The organism is Mammaliicoccus sp. J-M40, from assembly GCF_022386395.1.
Classification (GTDB): domain Bacteria; phylum Bacillota; class Bacilli; order Staphylococcales; family Staphylococcaceae; genus Mammaliicoccus; species Mammaliicoccus lentus.
On sequence record NZ_JAJNIQ010000003.1, the window covers coordinates 255,425 to 272,962 of the forward strand.

Here is a 17,538-nt window from a genome sequence, read left to right on the forward strand (position 1 = left end):
TAATTAAAATAAAGTATTATAAATCTTTATTGCGTTCTTTTTTCTTTTTAGACCGTATTGTTTCTTCTATGATTGAACCAACAACAAGCCCTACTGAGATGATTATTTTACCTATTAAAAGTAACATGCTCATCACCATCCTATTTTGATATTCATATAGCAAAATAATGAATACCTTTATAATAATACCTCTGCTATTAAACAATAAGAATTAAATTTATCATCTGGAGAATACGTTACCGTGTTTATCATAATTTCATCACACTCATATTCTTTTTCAAGTGCTTTTAATTGAGTCTTCACTGTTTTTTGGTCACCGATAATCATTTGTCGTTTCATATTTTCGATTTTTTCTTTCTCTTTATCAGTGAGTTCATATTGCTTAGCCGCTTCAATTGAAGGCACGCCATTTTCATCTTCTAACTTTTCTTTTTGAATAGACCAAATTAAACTGCTTAATGCCATTTCCTCCGCCTGTTTATTCGTTTCAGCACAAACAACAGATACTGTAAGAATGACTTCTGGTTCTTGGTTCTCATATCTTTTCACGAAATTGTCCTTATACGTTTGAATAATTTCAGTACCTTTATTGTCACTCATAAAATAACCAAAAGTATATGGCAATCCATTTTTAGCAGCAAGCTTCGCACTCTTTTCACTTGTGCCTAACAACCATGGTGTTGCAGACTTTTCTGGCTTAGGTAACGCTGATAAAGATTTAAACTCATGTCCATCTGGAAAACTACCATCTAAAAAATTCAACAGTTCTTCTAACAATTCAGGTAAAGCAAAGACTTTCTGCAAATAATTTGTAGACAAAGCATTAGTCGCTTCTGCTGAACCACCTGGTGCTCTACCGATACCTAAATCTATGCGATTAGGAAATAAAGTAGCTAAAGTATTGAATATTTCTGCCACTTTATAAGGTCTGTAGTGTGGCAGTAAAATAGCACCCGCTCCAATTCGAATCGTTTCAGTATGTCCACCAATATAACCTAACAACACTTCTGGAGTTGAACTTGCAAGATGTTGTAAATCGTGATGTTCCGTTAACCAATATCTCGTATAACCAAGTGACTCACCTATCTGAGCTAACTTCAAAGAATGATTTAAAGCTTCACGTGACGTTTGATTTGATGAAACTGGCGATTGATCCAATATGCTTAACCTCATAAACTCAGTCCTTTACTTCTTCTGGTACTTCAGTTAACACTAATCTATATTGCGCAACTTCTCCTTCTTTATACAAGTTTGTAAGTGAAGTTGAATAGTTATAAATCTTACCTCTAAACGAAATATCCTTTTCAGGAATACGAATATCGAACACTTCTTTATATAATAAAACGGCTATATCATGATATTCCTCACTCGTTACGTCAAATTCAATTGAAACCGTATAAGCACCGTTATCTTTCGAATCGTCAAAATGCGTTACTGGAATCAAAGTATCATCTATATATATTTCTTTAACCACATTATCTCTCCTTTTGTAGCCGCTTGACTATGTGCAGTTTGTTAAGTAGTTTGCACATTACCTCTATATACTCAGTATAATATTTATATACCCTTATTACTTATATTTTGTTTATGGTGATTGAATAACACTACTTTTTATATTTTCAAATTTCACAAATATAAATTTATATATTTATTAACTTAGCTTGTTAAATAGAAAATTAATGATTAAAATTATATTGAATATGAAATATTTAAACATATTTAATTTAAAAGGAAACAAAGGGAGATGTAAATATGAAGATATTGGCTATAACATCTTGTCCTAACGGGATAGCGCATACTTATATGGCTCAAGAAAAATTAGAGCAAGCTGCTAAGGACATGGGTGTAGACATTAAAGTCGAGACGCAAGGTGGTGTCGGCGCTGAGAATGTCCTTACAGCGAAGGAGATTAAAGAAGCTGACGGTATTATTATTGCTGCTGATAGACAGGTTGATTTATCAAGGTTTGATGGTAAATTATTAATCAACGAAAATGTTAGAGAAGGTATTCATAATCCACAAGGTCTCATTCAACGTATTATTGATAAAGATGCACATGTACATCATGTAAATCGTGATGAACATGAAGAATATGACGAAGACGACAACAATAAAAGTGGTCTTCAAATGGTCTATCAACATTTAATGAATGGTGTTTCCTTCATGGTCCCATTTATTGTTGTTGGGGGTCTTCTTATCGCTATATCTTTAACTATCGGTGGTGAAACGACTCCAGGTGGTTTAAAAATCCCTGACGGCTCATTTTGGAAATCAGTTGAAGATATAGGTACTTTATCATTTAGTTTCATGGTCCCTATTCTCGCTGGTTATATCGCCTATAGTATTGCTGATAAACCTGGTTTAGTCCCTGGTATGATTGGTGGGGCTATTGCAGCTGACGGTAGTTTTTATGGAAGTGAAGCTGGTGCTGGTTTTATAGGTGGTATTATTGCTGGTTTCATCGCTGGTTATATAGCAAAATGGATTAAAAACATCAAAGTTCCTAAAGCGATGGCACCAATTATGCCTATCATTATTATTCCAATTATTTCATCCTTTATTGTTGGACTCATATTTATATTCTTAATAGGCGCACCTATTGCGAGTATATTTGAAGGATTAACTTCTTGGTTAAAAGGCATGCAAGGCGCAAATATAGTTCTACTAGCCCTGATTATAGGTGCTATGATTGCATTTGATATGGGTGGTCCAGTAAACAAAGTAGCATTCTTATTTGGTTCAGCGCTGATTGCTGAAGGTAACTATGCTGTTATGGGTATGGTTGCTGTTGCGGTATGTACTCCACCTATTGGTTTAGGTTTAGCAACATTTGTAAACAGACGTAAATTCAACAAAAGTGAAATCGAAATGGGTAAAGCTTCATTTACAATGGGATTATTCGGTATTACAGAAGGCGCAATACCATTTGCTGCTCAAGACCCGTTACGTATTATCCCTTCAAATATGATTGGTGCAATGGTAGCTGCTGCTATCGCCGCAATTGGGGGCGTTGGTGATAAAGTGGCTCATGGTGGACCAATCGTTGCAGTGCTTGGTGGAATCGAACAAATATTATGGTTCTTTATAGCAGTTATTGTAGGTAGTCTTGTAACTATGACCGCTGCTTTAATGTTGAAAAAACCTGATAATTTAGCTACAGAAACAGCTGGTGTTGCCGACACAAGTGGCAGTACAAATGAATTTAGTCAAGAACAAAACACGACTCATACGAATGAATCGACTGAAGATAGTAATGATGAAATGAACGTGTTTGATAAAAATATTATTTCTTTATCTGATGAATCAATGACGAGAGATCAAGTAATAGAAAACTTAATAACTCAATTAAAATCTCACGACTACATTGATGATGAACAAAGTTTACTTTCAGCAGTATTAGAAAGAGAATCACAATCTACAACGGCAATAGGTATGAACGTAGCCATTCCACATGGTAAATCATCAGCAGTAAAACAACCTGTTGTAGCTGTATTAAATAACAAGCATGGTGTAGATTGGGAAAGTTTAGATGGCACATTACCAAAATTAGTCTTCTTAATTGCTGTTCCAAGCGATAGTGATGATACACACTTAAAATTATTACAACGTTTATCACGTGCTTTAATGAATGATGACATCCGTAATAGTTTAATAGAAGCAAAAGATAATCAAGAAATTTATAATATATTACAAGAAATATAAAAATAAAGGATTAAGACAGAAAATTAATTTTCCTATACAGATATCATAGTCCTACCCCGGCAATCCTGCCAGCTACTGCCAATATAATAAAAGAGCCTGAGACATTGATTATGTCCCAGGCTCTTATTATATATAAGGAAATTAGTCGGTTTTAACGGCAGGCTATAGTTCGTAAACAAGCACTTTAGCACTGTAATGGTAATGATAATTTAATACATATACTTTTGAGTTTATAAGTATGTACATTTTAATATCGACATATAAATATTCCAAGACTGTTTTCTGTTAATCTTATTGCCACTTCTCACCAAACGTGTCAATAACGGTCCACATATTTCCATTTTTATTAAGAATATTGCAAATAAAAATAAGAGTCTAGGATTAATATCTAGAACTCTTATTATATTTTATGAAATTAGTAGTCTCTATGTTCTTAAAAAGGCTAACGTTTAGATAGATAGTCTACGTAAAAGACTATTAACTCGATTCATAACCTGAGCATACATTTTGAAAATCTTAAATATTTTTAATTCTTTACGAGCTCTTTTATTTCTGAATATTTTTCTCCGATTTTTTTAGCCGCTTCTCTTCCACCCATTATATTTCTAGCAAATGGTCCTAACTCTAAATCAGCAAGTCCGCCTGAAACAAATAAATTTGGTAACCATTCTAGATTTTTAGAAATTTCAGGATATCCGCATTCATTTAATGGTGCTTTATATTCATGAATCAATGTGTTTAGTATAGGTTGAGTTAATAATGTATTATCGAATCCTGTAGCTAATAAAATATGGTCATAATATATATTTGTTCCGTCTTTAGTATGGATATGATGCTTTTTAATTTGTTCAATTTCATTCTCATGTATTGTTAACCTACCCATTTTAATATACCTTTTTAGTCTAAGGTATAACTCTCTAGGCATTGAACCTTTATGTCTTTCTTTTAATATGATATCCATCTTTTTATTAGCACAATTTACTTTCGAAAATTCCGTCATGTTTTTAGGGCCCAACCAACCTGGATCGGCATCAAAATCATGAACTTCAAGCGGTTTGTTCGTCCATAAATGTACATGTTTATCCTCATCATTATAAATCAATTTTAAGGTTAAATGAGCAGCTGAAATACCACTACCTATAACATGAGACGTTGATTTGTATTGAATATCTGTTTCTTCAAATATGTGTTGTATATCTTCTTGTCCTTTATACATACTAGGTATTTTAGGCTGATGATTACATCCTGATGCTATAACAACTACATCTGAATTTATTGCTTCACAGCTCTCTAGTCTAATTAACCAAGTTTCTTCAGTTTTCTTTATATCGACTGCTGAATCTTTAATATGACATTCAGTTAAATTGTAATGTTCTATTAGCTCATAAATATGATGCATGAACATTTCACGTTGTGGCCTTTTATATTGACCGTACACACCTCCTGCATAATCATGCTTCTTATAATATTGTTTTATATGAAAAGGATTTGGATGAACATGATGTACAATCGGAGATCTTAAGAACGGCATACTGATATCATTTGTACGTTTATCAAATTGATGACAAAAGACATCGTGAGGATCTATAATTTTTAAATCTTTGTTATTTAAACCTAAAGTCTTCAATTTAAGTGCAATTGTTATCGCATGTATACCTCCGCCAACAATGGTCCATTTCATATTATCACCTTTATTCCTTTTATAATTACCTTTAAATCGTAACGATTATGATTTATATAATACCTTATTATATAAGCAATTTGCAAATGATTTTCAGAATAACGAAAAAGTCCGAGACTATTCTTTATGTCTCGGACTCATCTTCAATATTCTATTTTAAAAAATCATATGTGATAAATATATAACGATTACAACAGTGATAGCACTGAATAACGTTGATAAGAAGACCAATTCTGCAGCGAGTTCAGGATAATTATCATATTCTTGTGCGATAACTGAACTGTTAACTGAAGTCGGCATTGCAGAGGCGATAAATAGCGTTTGACCTACAACACCATCGATTCCCATAACTTTAATAATGGCTAAAGCAATTAAAGGTCCTATAATAAGTCTAATAAAGATATAAATATAAGAAGATGTCCACTTAAAACTAAATTTAATATTAGCAATTTGAGCACCTAATAATATAAGTGCAATTGCAATCATTGCATCTGAAAGATAACTCACAGTAGTCCAAATAAAATCCGGAACAGCAACATCGTTATAATTTAAAATAACTGCTAAAACTAACGCGTAAATGATAGGCATTTTAAAATAATTTAACAATGCTTTTAGTTTACCAATTTGAACAGATTGAATCGCAAACACACCATATGTAAATGTAAAAATATTTTGCATCGTTAAGACAATAACTTGTGCAGACATCGCGACCGGATCACTTTTAAAGACTAAATCATTAACAGGTGCCCCATAATTCCCAGAGTTGAAAAAGAGAACACTATTATTAAGCGTTGTCGCTTTAGCTTTATCGAGATTTTGAACTTTAGAAATGGAATACGCAGCCACATATAATAAGGCTACATATATAATGAAGAAAACCATAACGTAAAAAAGCATGTCTAGTGCCAAACTTGTTTTATAAAATTTAACAAAAATAAATCCTGGAACAAATACATTTATATTTAATTTAGCTAATGTACTTAAATCCAATTTAAATCGTTTCTGTAAAACATACCCCAATGAAATCATAATAAAAATAGGCAATAAGACACTCTTTAAAATAAAAATCATTTCAGCCATCCGAACACCCCTTTAAAACACATTAAATCCATAATATCATTCTTAATTAGTATAATGTAAACTTATTAAAAGAAATTTCATTTTAAAAGTATATTTACTTAAATGAAAATAAATATAAAGTTTGCATTGTCATATGTGTAAAAACGTGTGCGAGCATGGCACTTTCTAAATAGTATTTATAATAAAGAAAACCATAAACTGTTCCTGCAAATGTATTAAGAGTAATAACTTTAACAATGATTATAAAATAATGTTCATCTATTCCTACTAATGCTGAAGGAAGATGACCTAAAGAAAATATCACTGCTGATAATATGATACTTATTATATAAATGAAAGTTGTTTTTCTTTTAAAAATCTTAATTAACATAAATGTTATAAACGTCATTAACCCGAATCTCGTGATAAGTTCTTCTATTATACCTCCGTAAGATATCCCGCCAAGTAAATTAATAAAAGAAGCTTTTTCTACAATCATATCTTCTGGGGCACTATTAAAAACCAAATTCCCCATACCTAAACAAAGGCCAACTAACTAACAAACTTAAAATAATAATTGAAACATAGACTAGCAATGGTTTTAGATTGATTTTCATTTATAACACTCCTTGTCGAAATTTAAGACAAGTATAGTTTATGACGTTACGTCATAAGCAAAAGTTTTTTAAAATCACAAATAAAAAAGAGACGCCCGCTTATACAGGCGCCTCTTATACACTAGATAGTTATTATACTCATTATATTAATAACAGCTAATTCATATTATAACACCACTTTCCATTAAATACCAATTAAAACATATCGATACTTTTTCGATACTAATAATGAAGAAATATTATAATAAAGTTACTTATATTTCTTTTGTAAGATGAGTCTTTTTTCATAATCTAATTCGCTTTTTTATTAAATTTCCAATATACTATTTATTAAATAACTTTTTAGAGTTTTTTGTAAATTCAGTTAATTATATTGAATTATTTTTTTATTCGTATTATTATTTACTTTAGTATGTTTTTTCTAGACAGAGAATAGGAGAGTCAACTATGAATGAAAATAGTAATTTAGTAACTTCTACACAGAGTATTGTAAAAGAGGCATTACATAAATTAGGTTACGATGATGGCCTTTATGAATTAATCAAAGAGCCAATGAGATTCTTTAAAGTTCGTATACCAGTTAGAATGGACGACGGTTCAGTAAAAACTTTTACAGGCTATCGTTCTCAACATAATGATTCAGTTGGACCTACAAAAGGCGGTATTCGTTTCCATCCAGATGTAGATGAAAATGAAGTTAAAGCTTTATCTATGTGGATGACATTAAAATGCGGCATTGTTAATTTACCGTACGGTGGTGGTAAAGGTGCCATCCAATGTGACCCTCATGATATGAGTAAGACTGAGGTGGAACGTTTATCACGCGGTTATGTTAGAGCAATTTCTCAAATCGTCGGACCTACAAAAGACATCCCTGCACCTGATGTGTATACAGATGCACAAACTATGTCTTGGATGATGGATGAGTATAGTTTAATGAATAAAGTAAACGCGCCAAACTTTATTACAGGTAAACCACTTAGTTTAGGTGGTTCATTAGGACGTGAACAAGCAACTGCATTAGGTGCAGTCATCACTATTGAAGAAGCGGCCAAACGTAAGAATATTAATATAGAAGATTCACGTGTTGTTATTCAAGGTTTTGGTAACGCAGGTAGCTTTATTGCTAAAATTCTTCACGATAAAGGCGCTAAAATTGTATGTATATCTGAAAGTCGTGGTGCTTTATACAATCCAGATGGCTTAGATATTGATCATTTACTAGAACTTAGAAAAGAACACGGTCGTATTACACCACTGTTCGATGATCTTATTACAAACGAAGAACTTTTCGAAATTGATTGTGATATTTTAGTACCAGCTGCTTTAGCAAACCAAATCACAGCAGACAACGCACCAAAAATTAAAGCGAAAATTGTAGCAGAAGCTGCTAACGGACCTACTACACAAGAAGCAACGCGCATCTTAACAGAAAAGGATGTTTTATTAATCCCTGACGTTCTAGCAAGTGCTGGTGGTGTTACTGTTTCTTACTTTGAGTGGGTACAGAACAATGATGGCTTATATTGGACTGAAGAAGAAGTCAATCGACTATTAAGAGAGAAACTAGTAGAAGCGTTTGGTAAAGTATACGAAATTTCACAAAATAGAAATTTAGATATGCGTTTATCAGCTTATGTTGTTGGTGTTAGAAGAACAGCAGAAGCAACACGTTTCAGAGGTTGGGCGTAAGATAAACAGTTGATACAACTAAGCTTAATATATTTTTAAATGAACTATTAAACCCCTCACTATCGCTTATAGTGAGGGGTTTTTATTGGATCTTCTAAGACAATAATCCAAGTACACACACCCTTATTGGATTTTCTATGACATTAATCCAAGTACACGCACTCTTATTGGATTAACTACAACAATAATCCAAGTACACGCATCCTTATTGGATTTTCTATCTCATTAATCCAACTACACACCCTCTTATTGGATTAACTACAACAATAATCCAAGTACACGCATCCTTATTGGATTTTTTATCTCATTAATCCAACTACACACCTTCTTATTGGATTTTCTAACTCTTTAATCCAAGTAAACACTCTCTTATTGGATTCCTGAGTCATTAACTCATACATGCCTCTTATTTCTTTCTAATTCAATAATAAAGCTGAAACACTAATAAATGTCTCAGCTTATTATCATTAATTTAATTTTTTATTCGCTTCGTCATCTACCGTTTTGTTACTGCTCAAAATAATTATGCTTCTTTAAGAACTTTTCCGCTATAACGGCTGGTTCTTCTTTTTTACCATCTGCTCTATAATTTAGTTCTTGCATTTTTTCAGTAGACACTTTGCCAATTAACTTTTCGATAGACTTTTTAGCTTTTGGATTCTTCTTCAAATACTCATTTGTTGCTAAAGGACTTGCATCATATGGTGGGAAGAAATGACGATCATCTTCTAATGTCACTAAATCATATGCTGCAATTCTTCCATCTGTCGTATAACCAAGTGCTGCATCGATGCTTTTATTCTTCAATGCATCATATACGAGTCCAATCTGCATTGTGCGTATATTTTTAAATTCAAATCCGTAAGCTTTTGCGAATGCTGGATAACCATCACCTTCACGTTTAATCCATGTAGCATCACTTGCTACTCTCAATTTATCTTTATGTTTCTCTAAATCTGATACTTTTTTCAAATTGTATTTTTCTGCTGTTTCTTTCGTCACAGTAAAAGCAAAAGTATTTTCAAATCCGTAAGAGTCGAAAAATGTTTGATTAAATTTATTTTGAAAACCAGCTTTAACCGCTTTTTCTGCTTTTTTAGTATCTGTAATAGGATCAGAATCTAATGCACCGACTAAATCTGTACCCGTATATCTTGTAGCAGAAATTTGAGCGTCATCATTCATGATTGCATTATGCTCAATAACAGCAGACCCGAGGTTATTTACAATAACAGGTTTAACTTCCCCATCAGTATCATGCTCAATTTGCAGTCGAATCATATGTGCCATAATTTGAGACTCACTTGTCGCAAGTGCTGTAATTTTCACAGTTTGAGGTGAAGCACCACCTATACCAGGCAATGTACAACCGCTTAATAATAGTGTACAAATCATAATTAAAGTAAATTTTCTTAGTTTAATAACTTTTCTCCTCCATAAGTTTTATATTTATATAATATTATATTATCACAAATAATTAATTTTGTTTTATAGCCTACATAGTGGACCGGTTAAAGACTGCCCATTATTATATTGTTTAGTTTATATTCAATATGACAACTGATATAATATGAATGAGATAAAAATAAAACATTTAACATATAGATGCATGGAGGATAAATGAATGGACGACTCATTAAGAAGCATTAGAAAGAATGAACATATACAATTAGCTTTAGATACTTATCAAGCAACGGGAACTGATTTTGATAAGGTTCAGCTAATTCATCAATCCATTCCTTCAATTAACAAAAATCAAATAGATTTATCTGTTAAGCTCTCTCATTTTACTTTTAAACATCCTGTTTATATAAATGCGATGACTGGCGGTAGCGAGCGTGCTGCACTCATCAACAAACAACTCGCTCAAATTGCGAAGGCTTGTCAAATTCCTATGGCTGTTGGTTCTACTCATTCAGCGTTGAAAGACCCAAATGCCGAATATAGCTTTACAGTTGTAAGAGAAGAAAATCCAGACGGTATTATTTTTAGTAACGTTGGTGCCGATATTGGCTATAAAAATGCGCAAAAGTCTATCGACCTCTTACAAGCTGATGCATTACAAATTCATGTTAATGCACCTCAAGAGCTTATTATGCCTGAAGGTGATACTGAATTTGAACACTGGTTAACAAATATAAAAGAGATTAAAGAACATATAAGCGTACCCGTTATCATTAAAGAGGTTGGTTTTGGTATGAGCGCTGAAACTATTCAAAAAGTTAAAAATATCGGTATCCAATATGTTGATGTGAGTGGTAGAGGTGGAACAAACTTTGCAGATATCGAGAATCAAAGACGTCCTTTAAAAGACATGGCATTTTTAAATATGTGGGGACAAAGTACCGTACAAAGTCTAATAGAAGCAAAATTATTGGCGACAGACATTCATGTATTAGCTAGCGGTGGCGTTAAAAATCCTCTCGATGCTATAAAGTGTTTAGTATTAGGAGCAGAAGCGGTCGGATTATCAGGCTACGTCCTTAAACAACTAGATGAATTTGGATTAGAACATACAATTGATAACATGAAGCAATTTATGGAACAAATGTATATCATTGCGAATTTACTAAATGCCTCGAAAATATCTGATTTAAAAGCAATAGACTACGTATTTTCTCCAGATTTACAAAGTTACGTTGATCAACGTACAAAGTCCATTAATGATAAGTTAAAATAAACATATCAGGGACATAATTATGAGTTGTTCCTTTGCTATATAAACCAAACTATGAAGTACACTCCTAAAGTTCGACATCAAATAACTTTAGGAGTTTTTTCTTATATATATAAACATTTATCTTTAAATTTTGTTTTCTAAACCTTTATATATTACCTATGTATACATATTGTTTATAAGTAATATTTCAACATCTTTTTTAATTTTTAATATATGATATTAAGTGATAATATAAAAGGCATATATAGAAGATATCTTTTATTATTTACATAGATTTAAATGAATAATATAACGATAAAGGAGAATGTGTTATGACTCATAAAGAAATTCCAACTCTTTACTATACAGAAGCTTCTAAAAGTGCAGTACCACTCCTTTCAGGTGAACAAAATTTACAAACAGTTACAGCTGAACCATGGTTAAAAATTTCAGACGAAGGACTTCAACTTGAAGGTTTATGTTTCGACAGAGACCATAATTTATTTTTGTGTGAAGTTTTTGGTGGAAAAATATTTCGCGTTGATTTACCCGAGAAGAAAGTAAATACAGTCTTTCAATCTGAAAAAACAAACCCTGCTGCTGTAAAAATTCATAAAGATGGTCGTTTATATTTATGTTATTTAGGGAATTTTAAAGATTCCGGCGGCATTATTTCAGTTGACTCTGATGGCAAAAACCCTCAAAGTATAGTTTCAGATATAGACACTGAATATTGTGTAGATGATTTAGTATTTGATAGTAAAGGCGGATTTTACTTCACTGATTTTAGGGGTTATTCAACAAATCCTCTGGGTGGCGTATATTATGTATCGCCCGATCATCAATCAATCACACCAATCATTCAAAATATTTCTGTCGCTAATGGCATAGCTTTAAGTACAGATGAACGTGTACTATGGGTTACTGAAACGAATGCCAATAGATTACATCGCATTTCATTAGAAGAAGATGGTGTAACAATTGAGCCATTTGGTGCTTCTATACCTTATCACTTTACGGGTCACGAAGGTCCGGACTCATGCTGTATTGATAGTGACGACAATCTTTACGTAGCAATGTACGGTCAAGGTAGAGTGCTTGTATTTAATAAGCGAGGCTATCCAATTGGACAAATTTTAATGCCCGGACGTGACGAAGGTCACATGTTAAGGTCTACCCACCCTGCCTTTATTCCTGGTACAAACCAATTAATCATTTGTGCTAATGATATTGAAAGTGGCGGAGATTCTTGGTTGTTTACAGCAAAAGGATTTGCAAAAGGTCATAATAGTTACCAATTTCATTAATGAATAAATGGAAATTTTAAGGTAAGGTCTTTGAATATATTTGACAGTAGTTTTATAATGGTAAAGTGTTATTAAAAATGAAAAAAATTTGAAAGTGCTAAAGGTGATTGAAGTATGACACAAACAGGATACGGGGAAGCAAATGGGAAAGTTATTTTAATAGGAGAACACGCTGTAACATTTGGACAACCTGCAATTGCTATTCCCTTTAAATCTGGTGTAGTTAAAGCAACGATAACATCATTGAAAGAAAATGAACGTTCTTTTATTAATAGTGATGTATACGAAGGGTTTCTAGATGAAGCACCTGAACATATTAAATTAGTTGTAACCCGTTTCATTAATAAATATGAAATACCCCAACCTATTAATGTTACATTTGAAACAAACTTACCGCCGTCTAGAGGTCTAGGTTCTAGTGCAGCGATGGCAATAGCTTTTATAAGAGCAAGTTATAATTATTTAAACAAGCCTCTTTCTGATGAAAAACTCATTGAAGAAGCAAATTGGGCAGAAAAAATTGCACATGGTAAACCTAGTGGTATAGACACACAAACCATTGTTTCGAATAAGCCCGTATGGTTCCAACAAGGTGAAGTAACGACTTTAAAACCTTTAGCTATAGAAGGATATATGGTTGTAATTGATACTGGTGTAAGAGGTTCTACTAAAAAGGCAGTAGAAGATGTTCACCGTTTATGTGATAATAGTCAAGAATATATGCAATATGTAGAACATATTGGCGTGCTTGTGCACGAAGCGAATCAAGCAATCAACAATAATGACTTCAATCAATTAGCGCATATTTTTAAGCTTTCTCAAGAAAACTTACGCAAACTTACTGTTAGTCATGATCAAATAGAAGCACTTCTTGAATTAAGTCAAAATCAAGGTGCTATTGCTGGGAAATTAACTGGCGGTGGTCGTGGAGGCAGTATGATTGTATTAGCTCAAGATCTTGAAACTGCTGAAAAAATATCAGCCAGTGCTCTTGAATTTGGTGCACATCATACTTGGATTGAATATTTAGGAGGTTAATCAGATTGAACAACTGTGGTAAAGCGCGTGCCCATACTAATATTGCTTTAATAAAATATTGGGGTAAAGCAGACGAAGATTTAATTCTTCCAATGAATAATAGTTTATCGGTCACACTAGACCGTTTTTACACGGATACGAAAGTCACTTTCAATCCAGAATATACTAAAGATACATTAATATTGAATGGAGAAGAAGTGAGTGATGACGAAGCTAATAAAATTTACCGCTTTATGGACCTCGTTAGAGAACGAAGCCAAACCTCCATGTATGCATATATTGAAAGTATAAATTATGTACCAACAGCCGCTGGACTTGCTTCGTCAGCAAGCGCATATGCAGCATTATCGGCAGCATGTAATGAAGCCTTACAATTAAACATGTCTAAGAAAGATTTATCTAGACTAGCTCGTAGAGGTTCAGGCTCAGCATCTAGAAGTATTTTTGGTGGATTTGCAGAATGGGAAAAGGGACATGATGATGAAACGTCTTATGCTCACGCTATCGATGCAAATGACTGGGAAAATGAACTCTCTATGGTTTTTGTCGTAATTAATGATAAATCTAAGAAGGTTTCTAGCCGTTCTGGTATGTCTCATACAAGACAAACTTCCCGCTTTTATCAATATTGGTTAGATCATGTTGATGAAGATATTCAATCTGTAAAAGAAGCAATTAACAACAAAGACTTTAAACATTTAGGTGAAGTTATAGAAGAAAATGGTTTACGCATGCATGCTACCAATTTAGGTGCTCAGCCGCCTTTCACATATTTAGTACCTGATAGTTATCTCGTGATGGAAATTGTTCACCAATGTCGCGAAGCCGGATACCCTTGTTACTTTACAATGGACGCGGGGCCGAATGTGAAAATTCTAACAGAGAAGAAAAATCAGCAATACATTTTAAATGCATTACTTCAACATTTTAAAGAAGAACAAGTAATTGCGAGTGATATCACGCACACAGGAATTGAAATTTTAGAATAAGGAAGAGATAAAATGATTCAAGTGAAAGCCCCAGGAAAATTATACATTGCTGGAGAATACGCAGTGACTGAACCTGGATACAAATCCGTACTAATAGCAGTAGATCGTTTTGTTACAGCCACAATAGAAGATACAAATGGAAATACAGGGTTAATACATTCCAAAACCTTGCATCATGAGCCTGTAACATTTATAAGAGCTGAAGATAATATTATTGTTTCAGATACTGATGCTGCTGAACAATTAAAATATATTACACAAGCAATCGAAGTCTTTGAACAATACGCGAAAAGTTTCAATATACCAATGAGACCATTCAATATTACAATTGATAGTAATTTAGACGATGCAAATGGTCATAAATATGGAATTGGATCAAGTGCTGCTGTATTAGTCTCTGTAGTCAAAGCTTTGAATGAATTTTATAACTTACAATTATCTAATCTATACATTTATAAACTCGCTGTTATCGCAAACATGAAATTACAAAGTTTAAGTTCTTGTGGTGATATCGCCGTCAGTGTATACACAGGTTGGTTAGTTTATAGTACTTTTGATCATGTATGGGTAAAAGAACAAATCGAAGCTACATCAGTCAATGAAGTACTTAAGAAAAATTGGCCTGGCCTTCATATAGAACCGTTACAAGCCCCTGAACGTATGGAAGTATTAATCGGTTGGACTGGGTCGCCCGCTTCTTCACACCACTTAGTAAGTGAAGTGAAACGTTTAAAAGCAGATCCTATATTCTACAGTCAATTTTTAGAAAAATCTCAAATGTATGTAGAACAGCTCATCCATTCATTTAAGACAAATTATATACAAGGCGTGCAGGAGATGATTCGACAAAATCGAAAAATCATCCAAAAATTAGATTCACTTGCTACAATTGATATAGAAACAACACACCTTAAGAAACTATGTGATATTGGTGAGAAATTTGGTGGCGCAAGTAAAACGTCTGGCGCTGGCGGTGGAGATTGCGGTATTACAATAGTAGAAAATAATATTAACAAACAAAAAATATACGACGAATGGACAAAAAATTGTATCAAACCGTTATTATTTAATATATATCACGGACAATAACTAAAGTTTTTAAAACTAAAAACGCCACATAAAAAATGAAATAAATTCATTTTTTATGTGGCGTTTTATATTAATTTTGATACTTTTTTAACAATGCCTTAGGTATATGACAGTAGTCGTTTGGGTATTTAGTTAATCTATCTTGATGTTCTGGAGCGCTTTTTATGTAGTTAGTTAATAACTTAATTTCTACAGCTATTTGACTGGCATCATCTCGACTACTTATAAACGCTCTAGCTTCTTCTAGATGTGCTTGTTCAGTACTATATAGACCTGTTCTATACTTTAATCCTTCATCTTGCCCTTGTTTATTAACACTATATGGATCAATAATTTCAAATAAATAATGCATTAAATCATTAATAGATACAATTTCAGGATTATAAATAACTTTCACACATTCAGCATAACCATCATACGGACCCTCTAATGTATGACTCTCTCCATTCGCTCTACCAGCTTCTGTATCTATGACACCTGGCAAAGTTTTAAAGAAAGCTTCTACGCCCCATAGACAACCACCTGCTATATATACAGTTTCCATAACTAATCCTTTCTTAATTAAAAATTAGTATTTAAATCCATTTTCCTCAACGAACGCATCTGAAACATCTCTTAATTCTCTCAATTCGCTAGGTGCATTATCTAAAGTCTTTTTACTCGTTTTTTCAAACATACGAGCGAACATTTCTAATTCAGCGTTATACAATTTTTCTGCTTGTTTATAGCCTTCTTCTGTTAAATCAATTAAAATAACACGTCTATCTTCTTTAGATGGCGTTCGATAAATCAATTCTTTCTTCTCAAGCTCATCAATAATATAGGTCATACTGCCACTTTTAATTAATACGTTTTTACTAATTGATAAGATAGATTGTGCGCCCCATTGATATAAAGCTCCTAATACTAAAAAATCATTAACTTTAATATTTTCTTCTCTACATATTTCAAAAAGCCCCTTTTGGACGTTTTGAGAAGCTTTTATAAGATTGACATATATGCTCTGTACTTGTCGATTCTCCATATTGCAAAAACTCCTTGATTATCATTTTCCATTCCAATGTTTTGTATATCTTATTTTTATTTTACTATAAATACCTAAACATTTGGTTAAACACCATTAAAATATAGAAAAAAGAGGTTAAAGAACCTCACATGTGTGAAATAATATCAACAACATGGGCACCTTAACCTCTTCAACTTACATATTATTTTATAGCTGAATAAGCAGCTCTTAAACCAAGTAAATAACTTTCCACTCCGAATCCAGTCATTTGACCTGTAACGATATCTGCAAAGACTGAATGATGTCTAAATGATTCACGTGAATGAATATTAGACATATGAATTTCTACAACTGGACATTCTAATATGGCTAATGCATCACTTGGCTCTATCGGTAAATTCATAGGTAATGCAAATAGCACAATATAAAATGTAGAAGCTGGTCCTGGTATTTTTAAAGAAACAAAAACATAAAAGACCAAAGTCGAAATCAGGACGAGCAATATACCAAATAGAAGTTGGTTACCAACTGTCAAAGTACCTAAAAACATACAAATAGATAGCAATATTGCAGATACGAGTACAATTTGTACTTTCGACTTGAACGTCCCTTTAATCGCATATATATGAGCTAATGTTCCTGTTGCTACAAGTAATCCTAAATCTGTTCTACCTAATAAATAACCAATCAAGATGGGAA

16 protein-coding genes are annotated in these 17,538 nt (G+C 32.8%); 7 read left to right on the forward strand and 9 right to left on the reverse strand.

Translation table 11 applies throughout. The annotated features are described in order from the left end of the window. Positions 1-177 precede the first annotated feature (177 nt). Complete coding sequence (locus tag LQ688_RS05725; protein ID WP_026023756.1) at positions 178-1,173, reverse strand: LLM class flavin-dependent oxidoreductase; 996 nt, start codon at positions 1,171-1,173, stop codon at positions 178-180. Between the two features lie 4 nt (positions 1,174-1,177). Beyond that, positions 1,178-1,474: a DUF3219 family protein gene (locus tag LQ688_RS05730; RefSeq protein ID WP_017001224.1), complete on the reverse strand. Its 297-nt coding sequence runs from the start codon at positions 1,472-1,474 to the stop codon at positions 1,178-1,180. Between the two features lie 278 nt (positions 1,475-1,752). Here LQ688_RS05730 and LQ688_RS05735 point away from each other — a divergent pair, with 278 nt between their 5' ends. Beyond that, positions 1,753-3,702, forward strand: a complete 1,950-nt coding sequence (locus LQ688_RS05735) for a PTS fructose transporter subunit IIABC (protein ID WP_135032007.1) — start codon at positions 1,753-1,755, stop codon at positions 3,700-3,702. Positions 3,703-4,228: 526 nt separating this feature from the next. On the opposite strand, the gene LQ688_RS05740 is transcribed toward LQ688_RS05735, so the two are convergent. The 3 genes from LQ688_RS05740 to LQ688_RS05750 form a co-directional block, all read right to left on the reverse strand. Next, positions 4,229-5,383, reverse strand: a complete 1,155-nt coding sequence (locus LQ688_RS05740; RefSeq protein WP_239752668.1) for an FAD/NAD(P)-binding protein — start codon at positions 5,381-5,383, stop codon at positions 4,229-4,231. 156 nt (positions 5,384-5,539) lie between these two features. Further along, on the reverse strand, positions 5,540-6,463 hold the full coding sequence (locus LQ688_RS05745) for an AEC family transporter (protein WP_016999717.1): 924 nt from the start codon (positions 6,461-6,463) through the stop codon (positions 5,540-5,542). A 94-nt stretch (positions 6,464-6,557) separates the two neighbouring features. Beyond that, positions 6,558-6,968, reverse strand: a complete 411-nt coding sequence (locus tag LQ688_RS05750; protein WP_239752670.1) for a CPBP family glutamic-type intramembrane protease — start codon at positions 6,966-6,968, stop codon at positions 6,558-6,560. Positions 6,969-7,506: 538 nt separating this feature from the next. On the opposite strand from LQ688_RS05750, the gene LQ688_RS05755 reads away from it, so the two are divergent. After that, complete coding sequence (locus tag LQ688_RS05755) at positions 7,507-8,751, forward strand: Glu/Leu/Phe/Val family dehydrogenase (RefSeq protein ID WP_194200398.1); 1,245 nt, start codon at positions 7,507-7,509, stop codon at positions 8,749-8,751. 507 nt (positions 8,752-9,258) lie between these two features. Here the strand turns inward: LQ688_RS05755 and LQ688_RS05760 are convergent. Further along, positions 9,259-10,146: an osmoprotectant ABC transporter substrate-binding protein gene (locus LQ688_RS05760; protein WP_194200397.1), complete on the reverse strand. Its 888-nt coding sequence runs from the start codon at positions 10,144-10,146 to the stop codon at positions 9,259-9,261. 229 nt (positions 10,147-10,375) lie between these two features. Here LQ688_RS05760 and fni point away from each other — a divergent pair, with 229 nt between their 5' ends. From fni to LQ688_RS05785, 5 genes are all read left to right on the forward strand, one after another. After that, positions 10,376-11,431, forward strand: coding sequence for a type 2 isopentenyl-diphosphate Delta-isomerase (fni, locus tag LQ688_RS05765; protein ID WP_239724333.1), 1,056 nt, complete (start codon positions 10,376-10,378; stop codon positions 11,429-11,431). 311 nt (positions 11,432-11,742) lie between these two features. Beyond that, a complete protein-coding gene (locus LQ688_RS05770; protein ID WP_064204412.1) occupies positions 11,743-12,717 on the forward strand; it encodes an SMP-30/gluconolactonase/LRE family protein in 975 nt (324 codons plus the stop codon). Positions 12,718-12,831: 114 nt separating this feature from the next. Beyond that, on the forward strand, positions 12,832-13,755 hold the full coding sequence (gene mvk, locus LQ688_RS05775) for a mevalonate kinase (RefSeq protein WP_016999723.1): 924 nt from the start codon (positions 12,832-12,834) through the stop codon (positions 13,753-13,755). Between the two features lie 5 nt (positions 13,756-13,760). Then, the gene (mvaD, locus tag LQ688_RS05780; RefSeq protein ID WP_194200394.1) at positions 13,761-14,744 is read left to right on the forward strand and encodes a diphosphomevalonate decarboxylase; all 984 of its coding nucleotides are present in this window, start codon (positions 13,761-13,763) and stop codon (positions 14,742-14,744) included. A gap of 12 nt (positions 14,745-14,756) precedes the next feature. Beyond that, positions 14,757-15,833: a phosphomevalonate kinase gene (locus LQ688_RS05785; RefSeq protein WP_064204410.1), complete on the forward strand. Its 1,077-nt coding sequence runs from the start codon at positions 14,757-14,759 to the stop codon at positions 15,831-15,833. A 70-nt stretch (positions 15,834-15,903) separates the two neighbouring features. On the opposite strand, the gene LQ688_RS05790 is transcribed toward LQ688_RS05785, so the two are convergent. From LQ688_RS05790 to LQ688_RS05800, 3 genes are all read right to left on the reverse strand, one after another. Continuing rightward, the gene (locus LQ688_RS05790) at positions 15,904-16,377 is read right to left on the reverse strand and encodes a peptide-methionine (S)-S-oxide reductase (protein WP_064204409.1); all 474 of its coding nucleotides are present in this window, start codon (positions 16,375-16,377) and stop codon (positions 15,904-15,906) included. A 24-nt stretch (positions 16,378-16,401) separates the two neighbouring features. Then, positions 16,402-16,857: a MarR family transcriptional regulator gene (locus tag LQ688_RS05795; RefSeq protein WP_239724337.1), complete on the reverse strand. Its 456-nt coding sequence runs from the start codon at positions 16,855-16,857 to the stop codon at positions 16,402-16,404. Between the two features lie 184 nt (positions 16,858-17,041). Further along, on the reverse strand, positions 17,042-17,530 hold the full coding sequence (locus tag LQ688_RS05800; protein WP_239703740.1) for a type II 3-dehydroquinate dehydratase: 489 nt from the start codon (positions 17,528-17,530) through the stop codon (positions 17,042-17,044). Positions 17,531-17,538 lie beyond the last annotated feature (8 nt).